This window comes from Massilia eurypsychrophila (assembly GCF_002760655.1).
Classification (GTDB): domain Bacteria; phylum Pseudomonadota; class Gammaproteobacteria; order Burkholderiales; family Burkholderiaceae_D; genus JAFCUW01.
The window spans coordinates 58204-73469 of record NZ_PDOC01000013.1; the positions used below are offsets into that span (position 1 = coordinate 58204).

Annotated in this window: 15 protein-coding genes; 4 read left to right on the forward strand and 11 right to left on the reverse strand. The window is 61.8% G+C overall.

Going from position 1 to position 15266, the window contains the following annotated elements:
- Positions 1 to 7 precede the first annotated feature (7 nt).
- Entirely contained in the window at positions 8 to 1498 is a 1491-nt protein-coding gene (locus CR105_RS18605; protein ID WP_218968722.1) for a dipeptidase, read from the reverse strand.
- A 136-nt stretch (positions 1499 to 1634) separates the two neighbouring features.
- Between CR105_RS18605 and gcvA the strand changes: the two genes are divergently transcribed.
- The gene (gene gcvA / locus CR105_RS18610) at positions 1635 to 2621 is read left to right on the forward strand and encodes a transcriptional regulator GcvA (protein ID WP_099790926.1); all 987 of its coding nucleotides are present in this window, start codon (positions 1635 to 1637) and stop codon (positions 2619 to 2621) included.
- Between the two features lie 434 nt (positions 2622 to 3055).
- Here the strand turns inward: gcvA and arsN2 are convergent, their stop codons facing one another.
- The gene (arsN2, locus tag CR105_RS18620; protein ID WP_099790928.1) at positions 3056 to 3499 is read right to left on the reverse strand and encodes an arsenic resistance N-acetyltransferase ArsN2; all 444 of its coding nucleotides are present in this window, start codon (positions 3497 to 3499) and stop codon (positions 3056 to 3058) included.
- Between the two features lie 138 nt (positions 3500 to 3637).
- Between arsN2 and CR105_RS18625 the strand changes: the two genes are divergently transcribed.
- Entirely contained in the window at positions 3638 to 3949 is a 312-nt protein-coding gene (locus CR105_RS18625; RefSeq protein ID WP_099790930.1) for a cupin domain-containing protein, read from the forward strand.
- A gap of 311 nt (positions 3950 to 4260) precedes the next feature.
- Here CR105_RS18625 and CR105_RS18630 read toward each other — a convergent pair whose 3' ends face one another.
- The 8 genes from CR105_RS18630 to CR105_RS18660 form a co-directional block, all read right to left on the reverse strand.
- Positions 4261 to 4617 (reverse strand): carboxymuconolactone decarboxylase family protein, encoded by a 357-nt coding sequence (locus tag CR105_RS18630; protein ID WP_099790932.1) that lies wholly within the window; start codon positions 4615 to 4617, stop codon positions 4261 to 4263.
- Positions 4617 to 4829, reverse strand: a complete 213-nt coding sequence (locus tag CR105_RS18635; protein WP_099790934.1) for a YgaP family membrane protein — start codon at positions 4827 to 4829, stop codon at positions 4617 to 4619. Before CR105_RS18635 ends, CR105_RS18630 begins: the two co-directional genes overlap by 1 nt.
- Positions 4830 to 4981: 152 nt before the next feature.
- Positions 4982 to 5269 (reverse strand): cyd operon YbgE family protein, encoded by a 288-nt coding sequence (locus tag CR105_RS18640; protein WP_099790936.1) that lies wholly within the window; start codon positions 5267 to 5269, stop codon positions 4982 to 4984.
- Positions 5266 to 5388: a cytochrome bd-I oxidase subunit CydX gene (gene cydX / locus CR105_RS18645; RefSeq protein ID WP_099790938.1), complete on the reverse strand. Its 123-nt coding sequence runs from the start codon at positions 5386 to 5388 to the stop codon at positions 5266 to 5268. Before cydX ends, CR105_RS18640 begins: the two co-directional genes overlap by 4 nt.
- 27 nt (positions 5389 to 5415) lie before the next feature.
- On the reverse strand, positions 5416 to 6552 hold the full coding sequence (cydB, locus tag CR105_RS18650) for a cytochrome d ubiquinol oxidase subunit II (RefSeq protein WP_099790940.1): 1137 nt from the start codon (positions 6550 to 6552) through the stop codon (positions 5416 to 5418).
- A complete protein-coding gene (locus tag CR105_RS18655; RefSeq protein WP_099790942.1) occupies positions 6545 to 8116 on the reverse strand; it encodes a cytochrome ubiquinol oxidase subunit I in 1572 nt (523 codons plus the stop codon). Before CR105_RS18655 ends, cydB begins: the two co-directional genes overlap by 8 nt.
- Positions 8113 to 8313, reverse strand: a complete 201-nt coding sequence (gene cydP, locus CR105_RS27880; protein WP_131021702.1) for a cytochrome oxidase putative small subunit CydP — start codon at positions 8311 to 8313, stop codon at positions 8113 to 8115. The genes CR105_RS18655 and cydP overlap by 4 nt, the downstream gene beginning before the upstream one ends.
- A 144-nt stretch (positions 8314 to 8457) precedes the next feature.
- Positions 8458 to 9780: a sigma-54 interaction domain-containing protein gene (locus CR105_RS18660; RefSeq protein ID WP_099790944.1), complete on the reverse strand. Its 1323-nt coding sequence runs from the start codon at positions 9778 to 9780 to the stop codon at positions 8458 to 8460.
- A 233-nt stretch (positions 9781 to 10013) separates the two neighbouring features.
- On the opposite strand from CR105_RS18660, the gene CR105_RS18665 reads away from it, so the two are divergent.
- Both CR105_RS18665 and CR105_RS18670 read left to right on the forward strand, forming a co-directional pair.
- Positions 10014 to 10895 carry an MBL fold metallo-hydrolase gene (locus tag CR105_RS18665; RefSeq protein ID WP_099790946.1) on the forward strand — a complete coding sequence of 294 codons (882 nt, stop codon included), beginning with the start codon at positions 10014 to 10016 and terminating at the stop codon, positions 10893 to 10895.
- Between the two features lie 30 nt (positions 10896 to 10925).
- Complete coding sequence (locus tag CR105_RS18670) at positions 10926 to 12596, forward strand: bifunctional protein tyrosine phosphatase family protein/NAD(P)/FAD-dependent oxidoreductase (protein ID WP_099790948.1); 1671 nt, start codon at positions 10926 to 10928, stop codon at positions 12594 to 12596.
- A gap of 66 nt (positions 12597 to 12662) precedes the next feature.
- Here CR105_RS18670 and clpB read toward each other — a convergent pair whose 3' ends face one another.
- The gene (gene clpB / locus CR105_RS18675) at positions 12663 to 15251 is read right to left on the reverse strand and encodes an ATP-dependent chaperone ClpB (protein ID WP_099790950.1); all 2589 of its coding nucleotides are present in this window, start codon (positions 15249 to 15251) and stop codon (positions 12663 to 12665) included.
- Positions 15252 to 15266: the final 15 nt, after the last annotated feature.

Genomic DNA, 15266 nt, shown 5'->3' on the forward strand with positions numbered 1-15266 from the left:
TGTTATCCTATTTCGCCAATTCCACCAGCACCGCCGTGTACATCTGGAGATTCAGCAGCAGCTGCTTGAGAGTGATGAACTCGTGCTCTGAATGGCCGCTATATGTTGCGTCAGGCATGGCTGGCCCGAAGCTGACAGCGTTCGGGAACAAGCGCGAATTGGTTCCGCCCCCGATCGAGCGCGGCTTTGCATTCTTGATGCCTGTGTAATGCGAGAACACCGACAGCAGCGTATCGACCTGCGGCGCGTTGGCCTGGACCCACGGGTCGCCGATATTGAGTTTAATGTTCGTCAGCGCAACATGGCGCGCCTGCCACTGGGTCAGGGCGGCGCTCATCTCAGCTACCACCTGGTCCTTACTTTTGCCCTTCGGACGGCGGATATTGATATTGAGGCTAATGCCCTCGGGGCTTTGCTTGATCACCGTCGGCGCAACCGTCATGGGCCCCATGAAGTCGTCGCGGTAGGCCACATTGCCAAATTTCTGGCCGTACACGCCGGTGCCGATGACTTCATTGAGGAAGTTGACCAGCGCACCGGCGGTGCTGTCAGCCCACGGGCGCACGGCCAGTGCGTCGGCCAGCATGCTGATCGCATTCACGCCATTTTCGGGCTGCGACGAATGCGCCGACACGCCCAGCGCTGTGATTGCCAGTTGCTTGTCCTGCCAGAGGAATTGGTAGCGCATGCCTTTTTGGGCCGCCGCACGCTGGCGGATCTGCGCTTCAAGCCGCGGCGTAGCGTTCGCGATCACCGCGCCCGCGTCTTCCGGGATCTGGCTGCCGAAAAAACCGCCTGTGAAAGCGATGAGGTCCGGCTCAACCGAATCGATGCGGGCAGGCTGATTTGGCAACATGAAGCTTACGCTGCCAAACCCTTTTTCAGCCGTCACCACTGGGTACTCGGAGTCGAGCGTGATGTTCATTTGAGGGGGCGCGTGTTCTTTGAGGTGAGCGACGAGCGGGTCCCAGTCCGATTCCTCGGCCATGTAAACATATAACTCGATCCGCTTCGACAGCACGATGCCCTGGTCCTTGATCGCCTTCATCGCGTACAGCGCGGTGGCGATCGGCCCTTTGTCGTCCTCCGTGCCGCGCCCGATCAGACGCCCCGGCTCGCTGGTTGTATCAAGTTCGAACGGCGACTTTGCCCATTTGGCCGGATTGACCGGCTGGACGTCGCCGTGCGTGACAATGCCGACGCGCTGAGGGCCCTTGCCCATGCCGACCACGACCACAGAGCCGTAGTCGGTGACGTCGAAGCCAAGATGCTCTCCATGCTCCCTGAGGTACTGCTTGAAGCCGATGTGGGCCGGGTTGGCGGCGATCGGCACGTTTGGAACAGCCACGGTGTTATAGCTGACCATCTTGGCAACGCTGGCAACGATATCGCCGCTGTAGGTCTTGAGCGCGTGGGTGGCGGCCTTCGTCGCAGCCGTACTGGGAGGAATCTGGGAGGCGGGGGCGGCCGCAAAGGCAGCCGGGGACAACAGGCCCATGACTAGCGCCACCATATGGAAAGAACGAGGTCGCATGATTGTTCCAGTAGTGAATGAATTTCACATATTAAGTGTTGCTACGGTATTGCCAAAACGATATATTTTGCTGGTTCTTGCTAAATACATTCACCATAACATGGCCAAAATCCCGAATTTCCCTGCCCTGCGCGCCTTCGAAGCGGCGGCCCGCCATCAAAACTTTTCCCGCGCCGCTGACGAATTGTTCCTCACGCACGGGGCCATCAGTCATCAGGTGCGTCGACTTGAGGCCGAACTCGAAGCCCAACTGTTCGTGCGCAACGGGCGCCATGTGAGCGTGACGCTCGAAGGGCTGCGCCTGGCCCAGACGCTGGCACGCGCCTTTTCCGATATCGCCGCCGGCGTCGATGCGGTGCGCGCGCAGCGGGGCCGCAAGCGCCTGACCGTGTCTACCATTCCGTCGTTCGCAGCGCGCTGGCTGGCCCCACGTCTGGGCCGTTTTATCGAGCTGCATCCGGATACCGAAGTGGTGTTGCAATCGGGCAGCCACCTGCAGGACCTCGAGCGCGACGAGATCGACGTGGCCATACGCTTCGGACGCGGCGGGTATTCGGGGCTGGTGTCCGAGCGTCTCATGGGAGACTGGTGGTACCCCGTGGCGAGTCCGAATTACCGCAACGGCAGGCTGCCGGCAACCCCGTCCGAGCTGGCAACGGCGACCCTGTTGCGCTCGGACTATCCGTGGCGGCCATGGTTCAAGGCGGCCGGGTTCGACATTCCCGAACCGGTGGGCGGCGTGATGTACGAGGATCTATCGATGCTGATCCGCTCCGCGCAGGGCGGCGACGGGGTGGCGCTGGTGCGCCATGTGGTGGCGGTGCAGGAGGTCGCATCAGGCCAACTGGTTCGCCTGTTCGATCTGGCGATCGCCAGTCCGAACGATTACTACCTGGTGTGCCTGCCAGCGAACGAGGGCAAGCCCCAGGTGCAGGCGTTCCGAACCTGGTTGCTGGCAGAGATCGCCCGCTTCGAGCTCGAGTCCGTGCCTTTCACACTGGGGCAACAAGCAACGGAGCTGTCAGTTCTCAGCCGCGACCGAATGCCAGACGATATTCCGTCAGGGTCAAGCCCGTCAGTTCCTTGAACATGCGCCGCATGCTTGAGTCGCTACTGAATCCGAGTTTTTCGCTGATGGTACTGGCCGAAATGGAGGTCAGGATCAGCCGCTCGCTCAAAACCCAGGGAGGTCTGGCACGATGCAACGGACAGAACTGCTTACTACCCGGGGTAACTTCATCCGAAACCGAACCGGAGTCGGGTATTCCATGCAAAAAAGAGGGTCGGCACCCCACTGCCTGAGTCAGCAAAATAGATATTTGCGCCATTAATCTCTACGGCCAGTTGTGGCCACCTTGTTCAACGGGGCGCGCAAGGAAGTCGCGCGCTTGTCGAGAGTATTATCCGGACTGATCAGAAAGAGAATGGCGGATCCTGACACTTTTCATGCAAAACTGGCCAAAGCGACTTTTTGTGCGGCGCAGCTAGGTTACTCGGCTGTTTGCTTACAGGTCGGACTCCTTAGTTCAGATACGCCACCATTGCGTTGGCGGAAGCTGGGCAAACTCCCTTGAATTCAAGTGAAGCATGCACCGCGATCGGGACTTCCACGCGTTCGATGTGGGTAAAGCCGCGCGATACGAAAAAATGCGACGCGGTGGTCGTCAGCAGGTATAGGCTGGAAATGCGATGGCTGTTCGCGCGGAACTTGATTGCGTCGAGCAAGCGTTCCCCCACACCGCGGCCGCGCATCGACTCGCTCACTGCAACCGAGCGTAGCAGACCGTGGCGCCCGTAATGTTCGAAGCCCGCTACGCAGCACAGTGCGCCATCCGCCTCACCGACAATGAAATTGGCCAGACACTCGCGCGCTCCGTCCAGGGGCAATGCCGCCGACTGTAGCAGCGCTTCAATCGCCGGCCAGTCGGCCTGCTCGGCATCGCGAAATATCGATTTCTCTTCCATATTGGCTCCGGTAAAAAAGGTTAAAGGCGGTTCACTGTTTCCACAGCCCTGTATGCCGCCACTGTCGGCCGTTGGCAGTGAGTTGTCAAAAGTTTCGTTACACTACTAACATCAATTGGTATTCGAGAGGGACAAACGATGAGAATTATTCGAAGCAAGGATTTCACCGCAACGCGTGCTTGGGGTGCTGACGACATCGCTAACATGGGTGGAACTACGACCCGACTTCACTGGACGGACCAGCCGTACAGGTGGCATATAAACGACGGTGAAGAGGTATTCGCAGTTCTCGACGGCACGGTCGATATGCACTACCGCGAGCTGGGCGTTGAGCACGTCGTGACCCTGGTGGTTGGAGACGTGTTTTTCGCGCACGTGGGATGTGAGCACGTCGCACATCCTCGCGGAGAAGCACGCATTTTGGTTGTTGAACGTGACGGAAGCATCTGATCTCGCTACGCTGTCTTCCAAGGGCATCACCTATGTGATGTTGGGCTCAATCATGCTCAGCCATTTTTAGGTATCGGCACCTGCAGCGTCGCGCCGGCCGCTTCCCGTACGTCGGCCCAATCGAGCAGCGCCTTGAACAGCGGTTTGGCTGGGGCAGCATGCGCGCTGGCTGTACCGGATGACGCCACCTGATCAAAGGGCGCCAGTAGCAGCCAGCAGGTCCAGGACCAGGACCAGCCAAACGCCAACGCAAAAACAGCGTCAGATTCTTCAACGGCAGCGCGTAGGCCAGCCGTGAAGGAAAACGCTGCTCAGCTGGACGCGGAAAATTCTTCGAATGCCGCCAACGCGTTGGCCGAATACATTGCCGATGGCCCGCCGCCCATGTAGATCGCCATCCCGAGGGCCTCTTCGAGTTCGGCTTTGGTGGTGCCCAGCCTCACCAGGGCCTGGACATGAAATCCGATGCATGCATCGCAATGGGCTGCGACGCCCAAGGCCAGCGCAATCAGTTCCTTGGTCTTCCTGTCAAGGGCGCCGTCACGCGATGCGGCTCTTGCCAGGTCGCCAAACCCTTTCATTACATCGGGCAGGTCGTTGCGCAGTGTGGCCAGTTGTTTCGACACCGATGCGGTCAGTTCGCCGTAGCCTTTTGGAGCGGTGCTCATCATTTTTTCCCTTTGGGCGTGTTGGTTCGCATCGGGCAGGTACGTATGCCAAACGGCAAATAGGCAGGGCAGAAGCGAAAGATACCCGTTGCCAAAGGTATCACGCCGACCCAGCCCCACGTGCCAATCGCGCCGGATAAGGTGGCAGCGATCAGGCCCAGGCCGGCCAGGATGCGGATTGTGCGGTCAATACTTCCCAAGTTTGCTTGCATGATTTTCCTCTTGATTTTGAAATGGCGTGAAGTGCTGTTGAGACTGATTATAAAAACTTGTTAATGCTTGAATATGGCAAGTAAGCAGTCGACCGGGGCAACAGTCGGCATGGATGTGCTGTGGCTTGCTCGGCTCAGTCGTATTGGTCGCCTCAATGTGAAAACCTCAGTGCCCCGGACAGCACCAGCGCCGCCAGGCAAGTCCAGCCGGAAAACAGCCAGCGCCAGACAGGCGCGCGCGGGATGAACCCCACGCCGCGCACGAAGCCGGTGCTCATCGCCACCAGCAAGGCGGTGACAAGGCCATGGTCGACGTTGCCGCCAAGGTCCGCCAGCATCGGGGGGTACAGGGTGCACGCGAGCATGATTGCCACTGCGACGGTCAAACTCGGCGCGTGAATGCGCGAGGCAGCGGGGGTGGACGGGGCGCGCGCGATCATGGTCCTGCCTCGTCGCCCCGGGCCATCGACCGGCCGGCTTCGTTCTCACCCCACATCGCATTCAAGATAGCCAGCGACAATGCAAACCCGACTCCGAGCACCCAGGCGAAATACCACATGATGTTTCCTTTTTAATTGAACGGCTGTCAGTAAGCGGAATGCTCATTGGCTTCGATGTGCGCAACCGTCACCTTGCCGCGCATGACCCGATACGCCCAGGAGGTGTACACCACGATCAGCGGCAGGAAGATCAGCGTGGCCCAGAACATGATCGCCAGGCTCAGATGGCTCGAGACGCTGTCCCACACGGTCAGGCTGGCGGCCGGCATCGACGACGACGGCATGATGAAGGGGAACATCGATGCACCAGCGGTGCCGATCACGCCTACCACCGCCATCGACGAAGCCGCGAACGCGCCGAGCGTGTGGCGCGACAGCAGCAGCGCTGCCGCCGTGACCGCGCCCGCCAGGCCCAGCACCGGCAGCAACCAGAGCAGCGGTTGGCGAGCGTAATTGGCCATCCAGGCCCCCGCTTCGCGCACCACCGACTTGGCGAGGATGTCCGGCAGCGCACCGCTATCGATTGCCGACGTGATGCGGTAGCCTTCGATCGATTGCAACCACCAGCCGGCGGCCACGAAGGCGCACAGCAGAATGATCGCCGCGCCAACCGCGCCCTTGATGGCGCGCGCCTGGATCGCGCCTTCGGTCCGGTGCGCCAGGTAGGTGCCGCCCTGCAGGGTGATCATCGCGCTGCTGACGACGCCGGTCAGCAAGGCAAACGGATTGAGCAGCTGCCAGAAGCTGCCGGTGTAAGTGGAGACCAGGTAATCGTCGAACTGGAAAGGGACGCCTTGCAGCAAGTTGCCGAAGGCGATGCCAAACACCAGCGGCGGTACCGCGCCGCCGATGAACAGGCCCCAGTCCCAGGTGCTGCGCCAGGCCGCATTGTGGATCTTGCTGCGATAGTCGAAGCCGACCGGACGAAAGAACAGCGCCCACAGCACCAGCATCATGGCCCAGTAGAAGCCACTGAACGCGGTTGCATACACAACCGGCCAGGCGGCGAACAGCGCGCCGCCGGCGGTGATGAACCAGACCTGGTTGCCATCCCAGTGCGGGCCGACCGTATTGATGACGACGCGCCGCTCGATGTCGCCGCGCCCGACGAAAGGCAGCAGGGTGCCGACTCCCATGTCGTGCCCATCCATGATGGCGAATCCGATCAGCAGCGCGCCGACCAGCAGCCACCAGATGATCTTCAAGGTGGAATAGTCAAGCATGCAGCGCCTCCTTCAAACTAGCGTGGTGCGCGTAGCGACCGGTGCCCAGGCTGCCGGGTCCCTGGCGCGCGAATTTAACCATCAAGAACACTTCAACGATCAGCAAGACGGTGTAGAAGGCGATGAAGCCGGCCAGGGAACCGTACAGGTTGCCGACGCTGAGGGTGGACACGCTCATGTGGGTCGGCAGCACGCCGTAGATGGTCCAGGGCTGGCGCCCATATTCGGCGACGAACCAGCCCAGTTCGCAGGCAAGCCACGGTGCCGGCAGCATCCACAGCGCCCAGCGCAGCAGCCAGGGGCGCTGCGTGCAGTCGGACCTGAGTGTGCTCCAGAAGGCCAGCGCGAACAGCAGCAGCATGGCGAAGCCGAGGCCGACCATGAGGCGAAATGCCCAGAACATCGGCGTCACACGCGGCACGGTATCGTTGACGGCACGCTCGATGATGGCCGGCGTAGCCTGGTTGACGTCGACGACGTATTTCTTCAGCAGCAGGCCGAAACCGAGGTCGGCCTTGTATTGCTCGAATGCCCGCCGCGCCGCCGGATCGGCGCGATGCTTGCGCAAGGTCTCCAGGGCATTGACCGCGATGATGCCGCGCACGATGCCGGCCCGGTTCTTCTGCTTGATGTCGTGGATGCCGGGAATCTGCTTGCTGGCCGAGCGCGTGCCGATCAGGCCCATCACCCAGGGGATCTCGACTTCCCAGTTGTTCTTCGACTCCGCTTCGTTGATGCTGGCCACCAGCGTCAGGCTGGCCGGCGCCGGCCGCGTTTCCCACATCGCTTCCATGGCTGCCATTTTCGTTTCCTGGGCCTCGCCGACCGTGTAGCCCGACTCGTCGCCCAGCACGATCACGCTCAGCACCGACGCCAGGCCGAACGCCGCGGCCACCCGAAAGCTGCGCCTGGCAAATTCGACGTCGCGCTTGTTGAGCAAGTACCAACTCGATATGGACAGCACAAACATCGACCCGGTGACGTAGCCGGCTGAAACCGTATGCACGAACTTGGCCTGGGCCACCGGATTGAACACGACCGCCCAGAAGTCGACCATCTCCATGCGCATCGTTAAATAGCTGAACTCCGAGCCGACCGGATTTTGCATCCAGCCGTTGGCGATCAGGATCCACAGCGCCGACAGGTTGGTACCGATGGCCATCAGCAGCGTCACAAGCAAATGGTGCTCTTTACGGAGCCGATCCCAGCCGAAGAAGAACAGGCCGATCATGGTCGATTCGAGGAAGAAGGCCATCATGCCTTCGATCGCCAGCGGGGCGCCGAAGATGTCGCCCACATAGTGCGAATAGTATGCCCAGTTGGTACCGAACTGGAACTCGAGGGTGATGCCGGTGGTGACGCCAAGGGCGAAATTAATGCCGAACAGCTTGCCCCAGAATCGGGTCATGTCTTTCCAGATGACCTTGCCGGTCATCACATACACGCTCTCCATGATGACCAGCAGCCACACCATGCCCACGGTGAGCGGCACAAACAGGAAGTGGTACATCGCGGTGGCTGCAAACTGCAGCCGTGACAAGTCCACCAGTTGTTCTGAAATCACTTGCTTTCTCCTTGAGTCGGGACGGTTGTACCGAGACGCTCGCCAATGGCGTCCGCATCGACACCGACCCGCCCGTCGCGGATGAACAGCGACCACAACACGCCAAGCACTACCAGCTTGATCAGCACGGCGATTGTCAGGTGGCGTAACAGGCGTTTGTCGAGACCGGTCATGCCAACGACTAACGCACGTTTCATGCCAACGGCATTGAGCGTGAATTTAGTGATTTAAAACAATGACTTGCGGGATGTTGTTGGGCCAGCGAGTGTGGCCCGATGTCGGCGGTACGCTGCCAATCTGGGAGTCTGGCAGCGCTTGGCAGTGACTGCGAGGTCCGGCGCTCAGGCCAGCCCTTGTGCTTTCAAGCGCCGGTACAGCGTGCGTTCGCTGATGCCGAGGTGGGCGGCAAGCTCGGCGCGGGTGCCGCCGAACGTGGCGGCGATTGGCGCCGGCGACGCTGAGTCGGCGTGGCGCGGCATTGGCGGCGCGCGCAGCTGGCCGTCTGGCACGGCGGGAAGGTGCTCGACCCGGATCACGCCGTCGTCGGCAAACAGCCGGGCGCGTTCCAGGACGTTGCGCAATTCGCGGACGTTGCCTGGCCACGCGCGCTGTTGCAATTGCGTCAGGGCGCCGGCATCAATCGTCAGCTTGCGCTTGCCGGCGCCGGCGCGTTGAAGGAAGGAATTGATCAGCAGGGCGATGTCTTCGGCACGCTCGCGCAAGGGCGGCAGCTGAATCGGAAAGGCACTGATGCGGTAGTAGAGGTCCTGGCGGAACAGCCCCTGCGCCATCATCTGCTCGAGCGGCTTGTGGGTCGCGGCCACCAGGCGGAAATTGGCATGCAAGGTTTCGACGCCGCCGACGCGCCGGTAGGTGCCCGATTCGATCAGGCGCAGCAGCTTGACCTGCATCGCCAACGGAATGTCGCCTATTTCATCGAGAAACAGCGTGCCGCCCTGGGCCGTCTCGACCAGCCCCGGCTTGCGTGTGGTGGCGCCGGTGAACGCGCCTTTTTCATGGCCGAACAGTTCGCTTTCGAACAGCGTTTCGGTTAATCCCGAGCAATCGACGACAACGAACGGGCCGCTGGCGCGCTCGCTCGTTTCATGCACGGCGCGCGCGAACAGTTCCTTGCCGGTGCCCGACTCGCCCAGCAGCAGCACCGGCAACATCGACGGCGCCACCCGCTGCAGGGCCGCCAGGGCCAGATTGAAAGCCGGCGAGCGGCCGACCAGGCCGTCGTCGCTGGGCCGCGCCGAGGCGCTGCGCACCACCGACAGCCGTTCCACGTAGGCCGTGATCGCGCCGCGCTGGTCAAGAATCGGACGCAATTCCACTTCAACGTGCTCGGGACCGCGCGGGGTATGGTGGATGTGCAGGACGCGATCGGGGCCACGCATCTCCTGCGCCTTCTTCATTGGACAATGCTCGCCGGCCTGGTCGCACGGCACATCGTAATGATGCGAGATCCGGTAGCATTTTTGGCCGATGTACGGCTGGTCGACACTGCCGAACTGGCGCTGGTACGCGGTGTTGGCCGCCAGGATGTTGTAGTCCGGGTCGAGCACAATCATCGGCTGCGCCTCGTGTTCCAGAAACGAGATCAGCGACTGCACCTGCGAAGGTTGTAGCGGCGAATCGACGCCAGGTAGGGTGGGGGACATTGTTACTCCAGTCAGCGTTTTATCCTGCCACAGCGCTGCCATGGGTGTCAAGAGTGACTGCCAAATGGCAGTCAATCATAGCCAGTTCGATGCACCTTTTTCGATTCAATAAAAAAATTCAATCAAATCAATCACCTGCGTTCGATCGCGACGCCGCCTTTCGGTGGCACATTTTTTGCACAACTGATGTTGTGAGTGCCCGCCGAGTCACCGTTCAAGGAGATCAACAGATCATGAGTAGCGCACCGTTTTACGCAGAAGAGTTTTTCGATCCCGCCACCAGCACCATCAGTTATATCCTCCTCGACGCTGCTAGCCGTAGTTGCGCCGTGATCGACAGTGTGCTGGACTACGACCCGAAATCGGGCCGAACCGCCACGACGTCGGCCGACAAGTTGCTTGCCCGCGTGGCCGAGCTCGGCGCGAAGGTCGAATGGATCCTCGAAACCCATGTCCACGCGGATCATCTGACCGCGGCGCCGTACTTGCAAGAAAAGCTTGGCGGCAAGATCGGCATTGGCCGGCACATTACGACCGTGCAGAAGGTGTTCGGCGACCTTTTCAATGTCGGCAGCGAGATGGCGCGTGACGGCAGCCAGTTCGACCACTTGTTCGATAACGATGAACAGTTTGCGATCGGGACTCTGGAATGCCGTGCCCTGCACACGCCAGGACACACCCCGGCCTGCATGTCGTATGTCGTCAGCAGTGGCACGCACAGGGCCGCCTTTGTCGGCGACACCTTGTTCATGCCGGACTACGGCAGCGCTCGGTGTGACTTTCCTGGCGGCGATGCGCGTACGCTATTTCGCTCAATCAATAAACTGTTGAGTTTGCCGGAAGATACCTTGCTGTACATGTGCCACGATTACCAGCCCCATGGCCGCGAGGTGCAATTCGTCAGCACTGTCGCTGACGAGCGGGCCAACAATATCCATGTCCGCAACGGCATCAGCGAGGAAGAGTTTGTTGCCATGCGCACCAGGCGCGACGCGACGATGGAAATGCCGATACTGATCCTGCCGTCGGTTCAGGTCAATATGCGCGCCGGACATTTTCCGGAGCCCGAGGCAAACGGCACGCGTTACCTGAAAATCCCGCTCAACGTGGTCTGAGCCATATACAAGAATATGACGGAGACAGCCATGAATATTCAAGCTCTCGCGCCCGGATTATCGGTATCCGGACAAATCATGCCCGACCAGATGGTGGCGATCAGGGAAGCCGGATTTCGCGCCATCATTTGCAACCGTCCCGATGGAGAAGGCGGCGACCAGCCCTTGTTTGCCGAGATCGAACGCGCGGCGCAGGCGTGGGGCATCGAGCCCCATTACCTGCCGGCCGAGTCGGGCAAGGTCACCGACCAGCAGGGCGCGGCATTCGGCGAACTGCTTGCCAGCGTTCCGAAACCGGTGCTGGCGTTTTGCCGGACCGGCATGCGCTCGACGACGATGTGGGCCCTGTCGCAAGCCGGGCGCGAGCCGCTGCCGCAGATCGTCGACGCGGCCAAAAAGGCGGGCTTCGACATGAAAGGGGTGATGCGCCGCATCGCCAACCATGGCCGTACGCCGGTCGACGTGGCTGAAGTGTCGCATGCGGTGGTCATCATCGGCGGCGGCGCCGCCGGCATTGCGACGGCGGCCAGCCTGCTGGCGCGCCAACCCGGCCTCGATATCGCGATCATCGACCCGGCCGACGTGCACTACTATCAGCCCGGCTGGACACTGGTTGGCTGCGGCGTGTTCGATGGCGCCGCAACGGCCCATACGATGGCATCGACCATCCCGCGCGGCGTCCACTGGATCAAGGCCGCGGTCGCCGCGTTCGAACCCGACAGCAACGCCGTCATTCTCGACGGCTGCCGGGTAGTCAAGTACGAACAGCTGGTGGTGTGCCCCGGCCTGAAACTGGACTGGCGGGCGATCGAAGGCCTGTCCGAGACGCTCGGGCGCAATGGCGTCACGTCGAACTACCTGTACCACCTGGCCCCATATACGTGGGAACTGGTGCGCAACCTGCGCGCCGGCCGGGCCATCTTCACCCAACCGCCGATGCCGATCAAATGCGCCGGCGCACCGCAGAAAGCGATGTACCTGTCGGCCGATCACTGGAAGCGCAGCGGCGTGCTGGATCGGGTCAAGATTGATTTTTGCAGCGCCGGCGCCGTGCTGTTCGGCGTAGCAGCCTACGTGCCGGCGCTGATGGAGTACATCGACGCCTACGGCATCGACCTCAACTTCGGCTACACGCTGACGGGCGTCGACGGGCCGGCCAGGACCGCCACGTTCACGCGCCGCGATCCGGACGGCAGCGAGCACGTCGTCACGCGCCAGTTCGACCTGCTGCACGTGGTGCCGCCGCAGGTTGCGCCCGATTTCATCCGCGTCAGCCCGTTGGCCGATGCGGCCGGCTGGATCGACGTCGATCCTGCCACCCTGCGCCACAAGACATGGGCAAATATCCATGCGCTCGGTGATGCCGCCAATACAAGCAATGCCAAGACCGCCGCCGCCGCGCGCAAGCAGGCCCCTGTGGTTGCCCACAATGTGCTGGCGGCCTTGTCCAACGCGACCGGCCGTGCGCGGTACGACGGCTATGGTTCCTGCCCGCTGACGGTGGAGCGCGGCAAGATCGTGCTGGCCGAGTTCACTTACGGCGGCAAGCTCGCGCCCAGTTTTCCAGCGTGGCTCATCGACGGCACGCGGCCGTCGCGGCTGGCATGGTTTCTGAAGGAACGCATCTTGCCGCCGCTGTACTGGAAAGCCATGTTGAAAGGGCGCGAATGGATGGCCAGGCCGGAGTTGGCCGATTCCTGACATCCACCAGGCGCAGCCGTGGGTTTCACCCTGATCGGGATATCCAACCCGCAGCGCCAGCGCTGATCAAGGCTTGTTGAACACCAGCCGGCCGGCTTCGACGTCGAGCGCGATGGTGTCGTTGACGCCGAATTCTCCCGACAGGATCAGCTTCGACAGCGGGTTTTCGATCTGCTGCTGGATCGCGCGCTTGAGCGGACGCGCGCCGTACACTGGATCGTAGCCGGCTTCTGCAATCTGTTGCAGCGCCTGTTCCGACACCACCAACGCCATGTCCATCTTCTCGAGGCGCGCCTCGAGCTGGCGCAGCTGGATCCTGGCGATGGCGCCGATGTTCTTTTGATCGAGCGCATGGAACACGACGATCTCGTCGATCCGGTTGATGAACTCGGGCCGGAAATGGCTGCGCACCTCGCCCATCACGGCCAGCTTGACGAGCGCCGGATCGTCACTTTCCATCGACTGGATCATGTGCGAACCCAGGTTAGAAGTCATCACGATCACCGTGTTCTTGAAGTCGACGGTGCGGCCCTGGCCGTCCGTCATGCGGCCATCATCCAACACCTGCAGCAGCACGTTGAAGACGTCGTGGTGCGCCTTCTCGACTTCGTCGAGCAGGATCACGCTGTACGGCCGGCGCCGGACCGCCTCGGTCAGGTAGCCGCCTTCTTCGTAGCCGACATAACCGGGCGGGGCGCCGATCAGCCGCGCGACCGAGTGTTTTTCCATGAATTCGCTCATGTCGATGCGGATCATCGATTCCTCGGTATCGAACAGGAACCCGGCCAGTGCCTTGCACAGCTCGGTCTTGCCGACCCCGGTGGGGCCGAGGAACATGAAGGAGCCGTACGGGCGGTTCGGATCGGACAGTCCGGCGCGCGAGCGGCGGATCGCGTCCGACACCGCGACGATCGCCTCGTCCTGGCCGACCACCCGCTTGTGCAACTGGTCCTCGATGTGCAGCAGCTTTTCGCGCTCACCTTGCATCATGCGCGACACCGGGATGCCGGTCGCGCGCGACACGACTTCGGCGATTTCCTCGGCGCCGACCTGGGTGCGCAGCAGCTTTGGCCTGGCATCGACCGCGTCGCGCGCGCTCACATCTTCCTCTCGTTTGAGCTGTGCCTCGAGCTCGGGCAGCTTGCCGTACTGGAGCTCGGAGACCTGCTGCCAGTTGCTCGCGCGCGTCGCTTCGTCCATCTGGTGGCGGATCCGTTCGATCTCTTCCTTGATGTGGGTAGTGCCCTGCACGATCGCTTTTTCGGCCTTGAGGATCTCTTCGTAGTCGTTGTACTCGCGCTCCAGGCGGGCGATCTCGTCGTCGATCAGGCCCAGGCGTCGCAGCGACGCTTCGTCCTCCTCCTTCTTGACCGCTTCCTTCTCGATCTTCAGCTGGATGATGCGGCGCTCGAGCCGGTCCATCACTTCCGGCTTGGAGTCGATTTCGATCTTGATCTTCGCGGCCGCCTCGTCGATCAGGTCGATCGCCTTGTCGGGCAGGAAACGGTCGGTGATGTAGCGGTGCGACAGCTCGGCGGCGGCAATGATGGCCGCATCGGTGATCTCGACCTTGTGGTGCAGCTCGTATTTCTCCTGCAGGCCGCGCAGGATGGCGACCGTGTCCTCCACGCTCGGTTCGTCGACCAGCACCTTCTGGAAGCGGCGCTCGAGCGCGGCGTCCTTCTCGATGTACTTGCGGTACTCGTCGAGCGTGGTGGCGCCGACGCAATGGAGCTCGCCGCGCGCCAGCGCCGGTTTCAGCATGTTGCCTGCATCCATCGCACCTTCGGCCTTGCCGGCGCCGACCATCGTGTGCATCTCGTCGATGAAGACGATGGTCTGGCCTTGATCCATCGCCAGCTCCTTGAGCACGGATTTCAGTCGCTCCTCGAACTCGCCGCGGAATTTGGCGCCGGCAATCAGTGCCGCCATGTCCAGCGAGAGCACGCGCTTGCCCTTGAGCGAATCGGGCACCTCGCCGTTGATGATGCGCTGCGCCAGGCCCTCGACGATGGCGGTCTTGCCGACGCCCGGCTCGCCGATCAGCACCGGGTTGTTCTTGGTGCGCCGTTGCAGGATCTGGATGGTGCGGCGGATTTCGTCGTCGCGCCCGATCACCGGATCGAGCTTGCCCTGGCGCGCGCGCTCGGTCAGGTCGAGCGTGTATTTCTTGAGCGATTCGCGTTGGCCTTCGGCGTCCGCCGAACCGACCGCTTCGCCGCCGCGCACCGCGTCGACCGCGCCGTCGATCGCCTTGCGCGACAGGCCTGCTTCGCGGGCCAGCTTGCCGGCGTCGGACTTGTCTTCATTGAGCGCCAGCAGGATCATCTCGCTCGAAACGAACTGGTCGCCGCGCTGTTGCGCTTCCTTGTCGGCCAGATTGAGCACTGACATCAGCTCGCGGCCGATCTGGGTTTCGCCACCCGTACCTGACACTTTCGGCAAACGTTCGAGGGCACTTTTCAAGGCGTTGGCGAGGGCGCCGACGTTGACGCCGGCGCGCTGCAACAGCGAGCGGGCAGCGCCATCGTCCTGGTTCAGCAGCGCCGTCAGCAGGTGGACCGGCTCGATGTACTGGTTGTCGTGGCCGACCGCCAGGCTCTGGGCGTCGGACAACGCTTCCTGTAACTTGGTCGTCATTTTTTCTTGCCGCATGGTGTCGCTCCTGGA

What these genes read in the sequence shown, in the direction of transcription:
- clpB (WP_099790950.1), bottom strand. Translation starts at nt 15,251, where the DNA reads ATGCGGCAAGAAAAAATGACGACCAAGTTACAGGAAGCGTTGTCCGAC.
- CR105_RS18635 (WP_099790934.1), bottom strand. Translation starts at nt 4,829, where the DNA reads ATGCAAGCAAACTTGGGAAGTATTGACCGCACAATCCGCATCCTGGCC.
- CR105_RS18660 (WP_099790944.1), bottom strand. Translation starts at nt 9,780, where the DNA reads ATGTCCCCCACCCTACCTGGCGTCGATTCGCCGCTACAACCTTCGCAG.
- CR105_RS18625 (WP_099790930.1), top strand. Translation starts at nt 3,638, where the DNA reads ATGAGAATTATTCGAAGCAAGGATTTCACCGCAACGCGTGCTTGGGGT.
- cydX (WP_099790938.1), bottom strand. Translation starts at nt 5,388, where the DNA reads ATGTGGTATTTCGCCTGGGTGCTCGGAGTCGGGTTTGCATTGTCGCTG.
- CR105_RS18630 (WP_099790932.1), bottom strand. Translation starts at nt 4,617, where the DNA reads ATGAGCACCGCTCCAAAAGGCTACGGCGAACTGACCGCATCGGTGTCG.
- cydB (WP_099790940.1), bottom strand. Translation starts at nt 6,552, where the DNA reads ATGCTTGACTATTCCACCTTGAAGATCATCTGGTGGCTGCTGGTCGGC.
- CR105_RS18670 (WP_099790948.1), top strand. Translation starts at nt 10,926, where the DNA reads ATGAATATTCAAGCTCTCGCGCCCGGATTATCGGTATCCGGACAAATC.
- CR105_RS18605 (WP_218968722.1), bottom strand. Translation starts at nt 1,498, where the DNA reads ATGGGCCTGTTGTCCCCGGCTGCCTTTGCGGCCGCCCCCGCCTCCCAG.
- CR105_RS18640 (WP_099790936.1), bottom strand. Translation starts at nt 5,269, where the DNA reads ATGATCGCGCGCGCCCCGTCCACCCCCGCTGCCTCGCGCATTCACGCG.
- arsN2 (WP_099790928.1), bottom strand. Translation starts at nt 3,499, where the DNA reads ATGGAAGAGAAATCGATATTTCGCGATGCCGAGCAGGCCGACTGGCCG.
- CR105_RS18665 (WP_099790946.1), top strand. Translation starts at nt 10,014, where the DNA reads ATGAGTAGCGCACCGTTTTACGCAGAAGAGTTTTTCGATCCCGCCACC.
- cydP (WP_131021702.1), bottom strand. Translation starts at nt 8,313, where the DNA reads ATGAAACGTGCGTTAGTCGTTGGCATGACCGGTCTCGACAAACGCCTG.
- gcvA (WP_099790926.1), top strand. Translation starts at nt 1,635, where the DNA reads ATGGCCAAAATCCCGAATTTCCCTGCCCTGCGCGCCTTCGAAGCGGCG.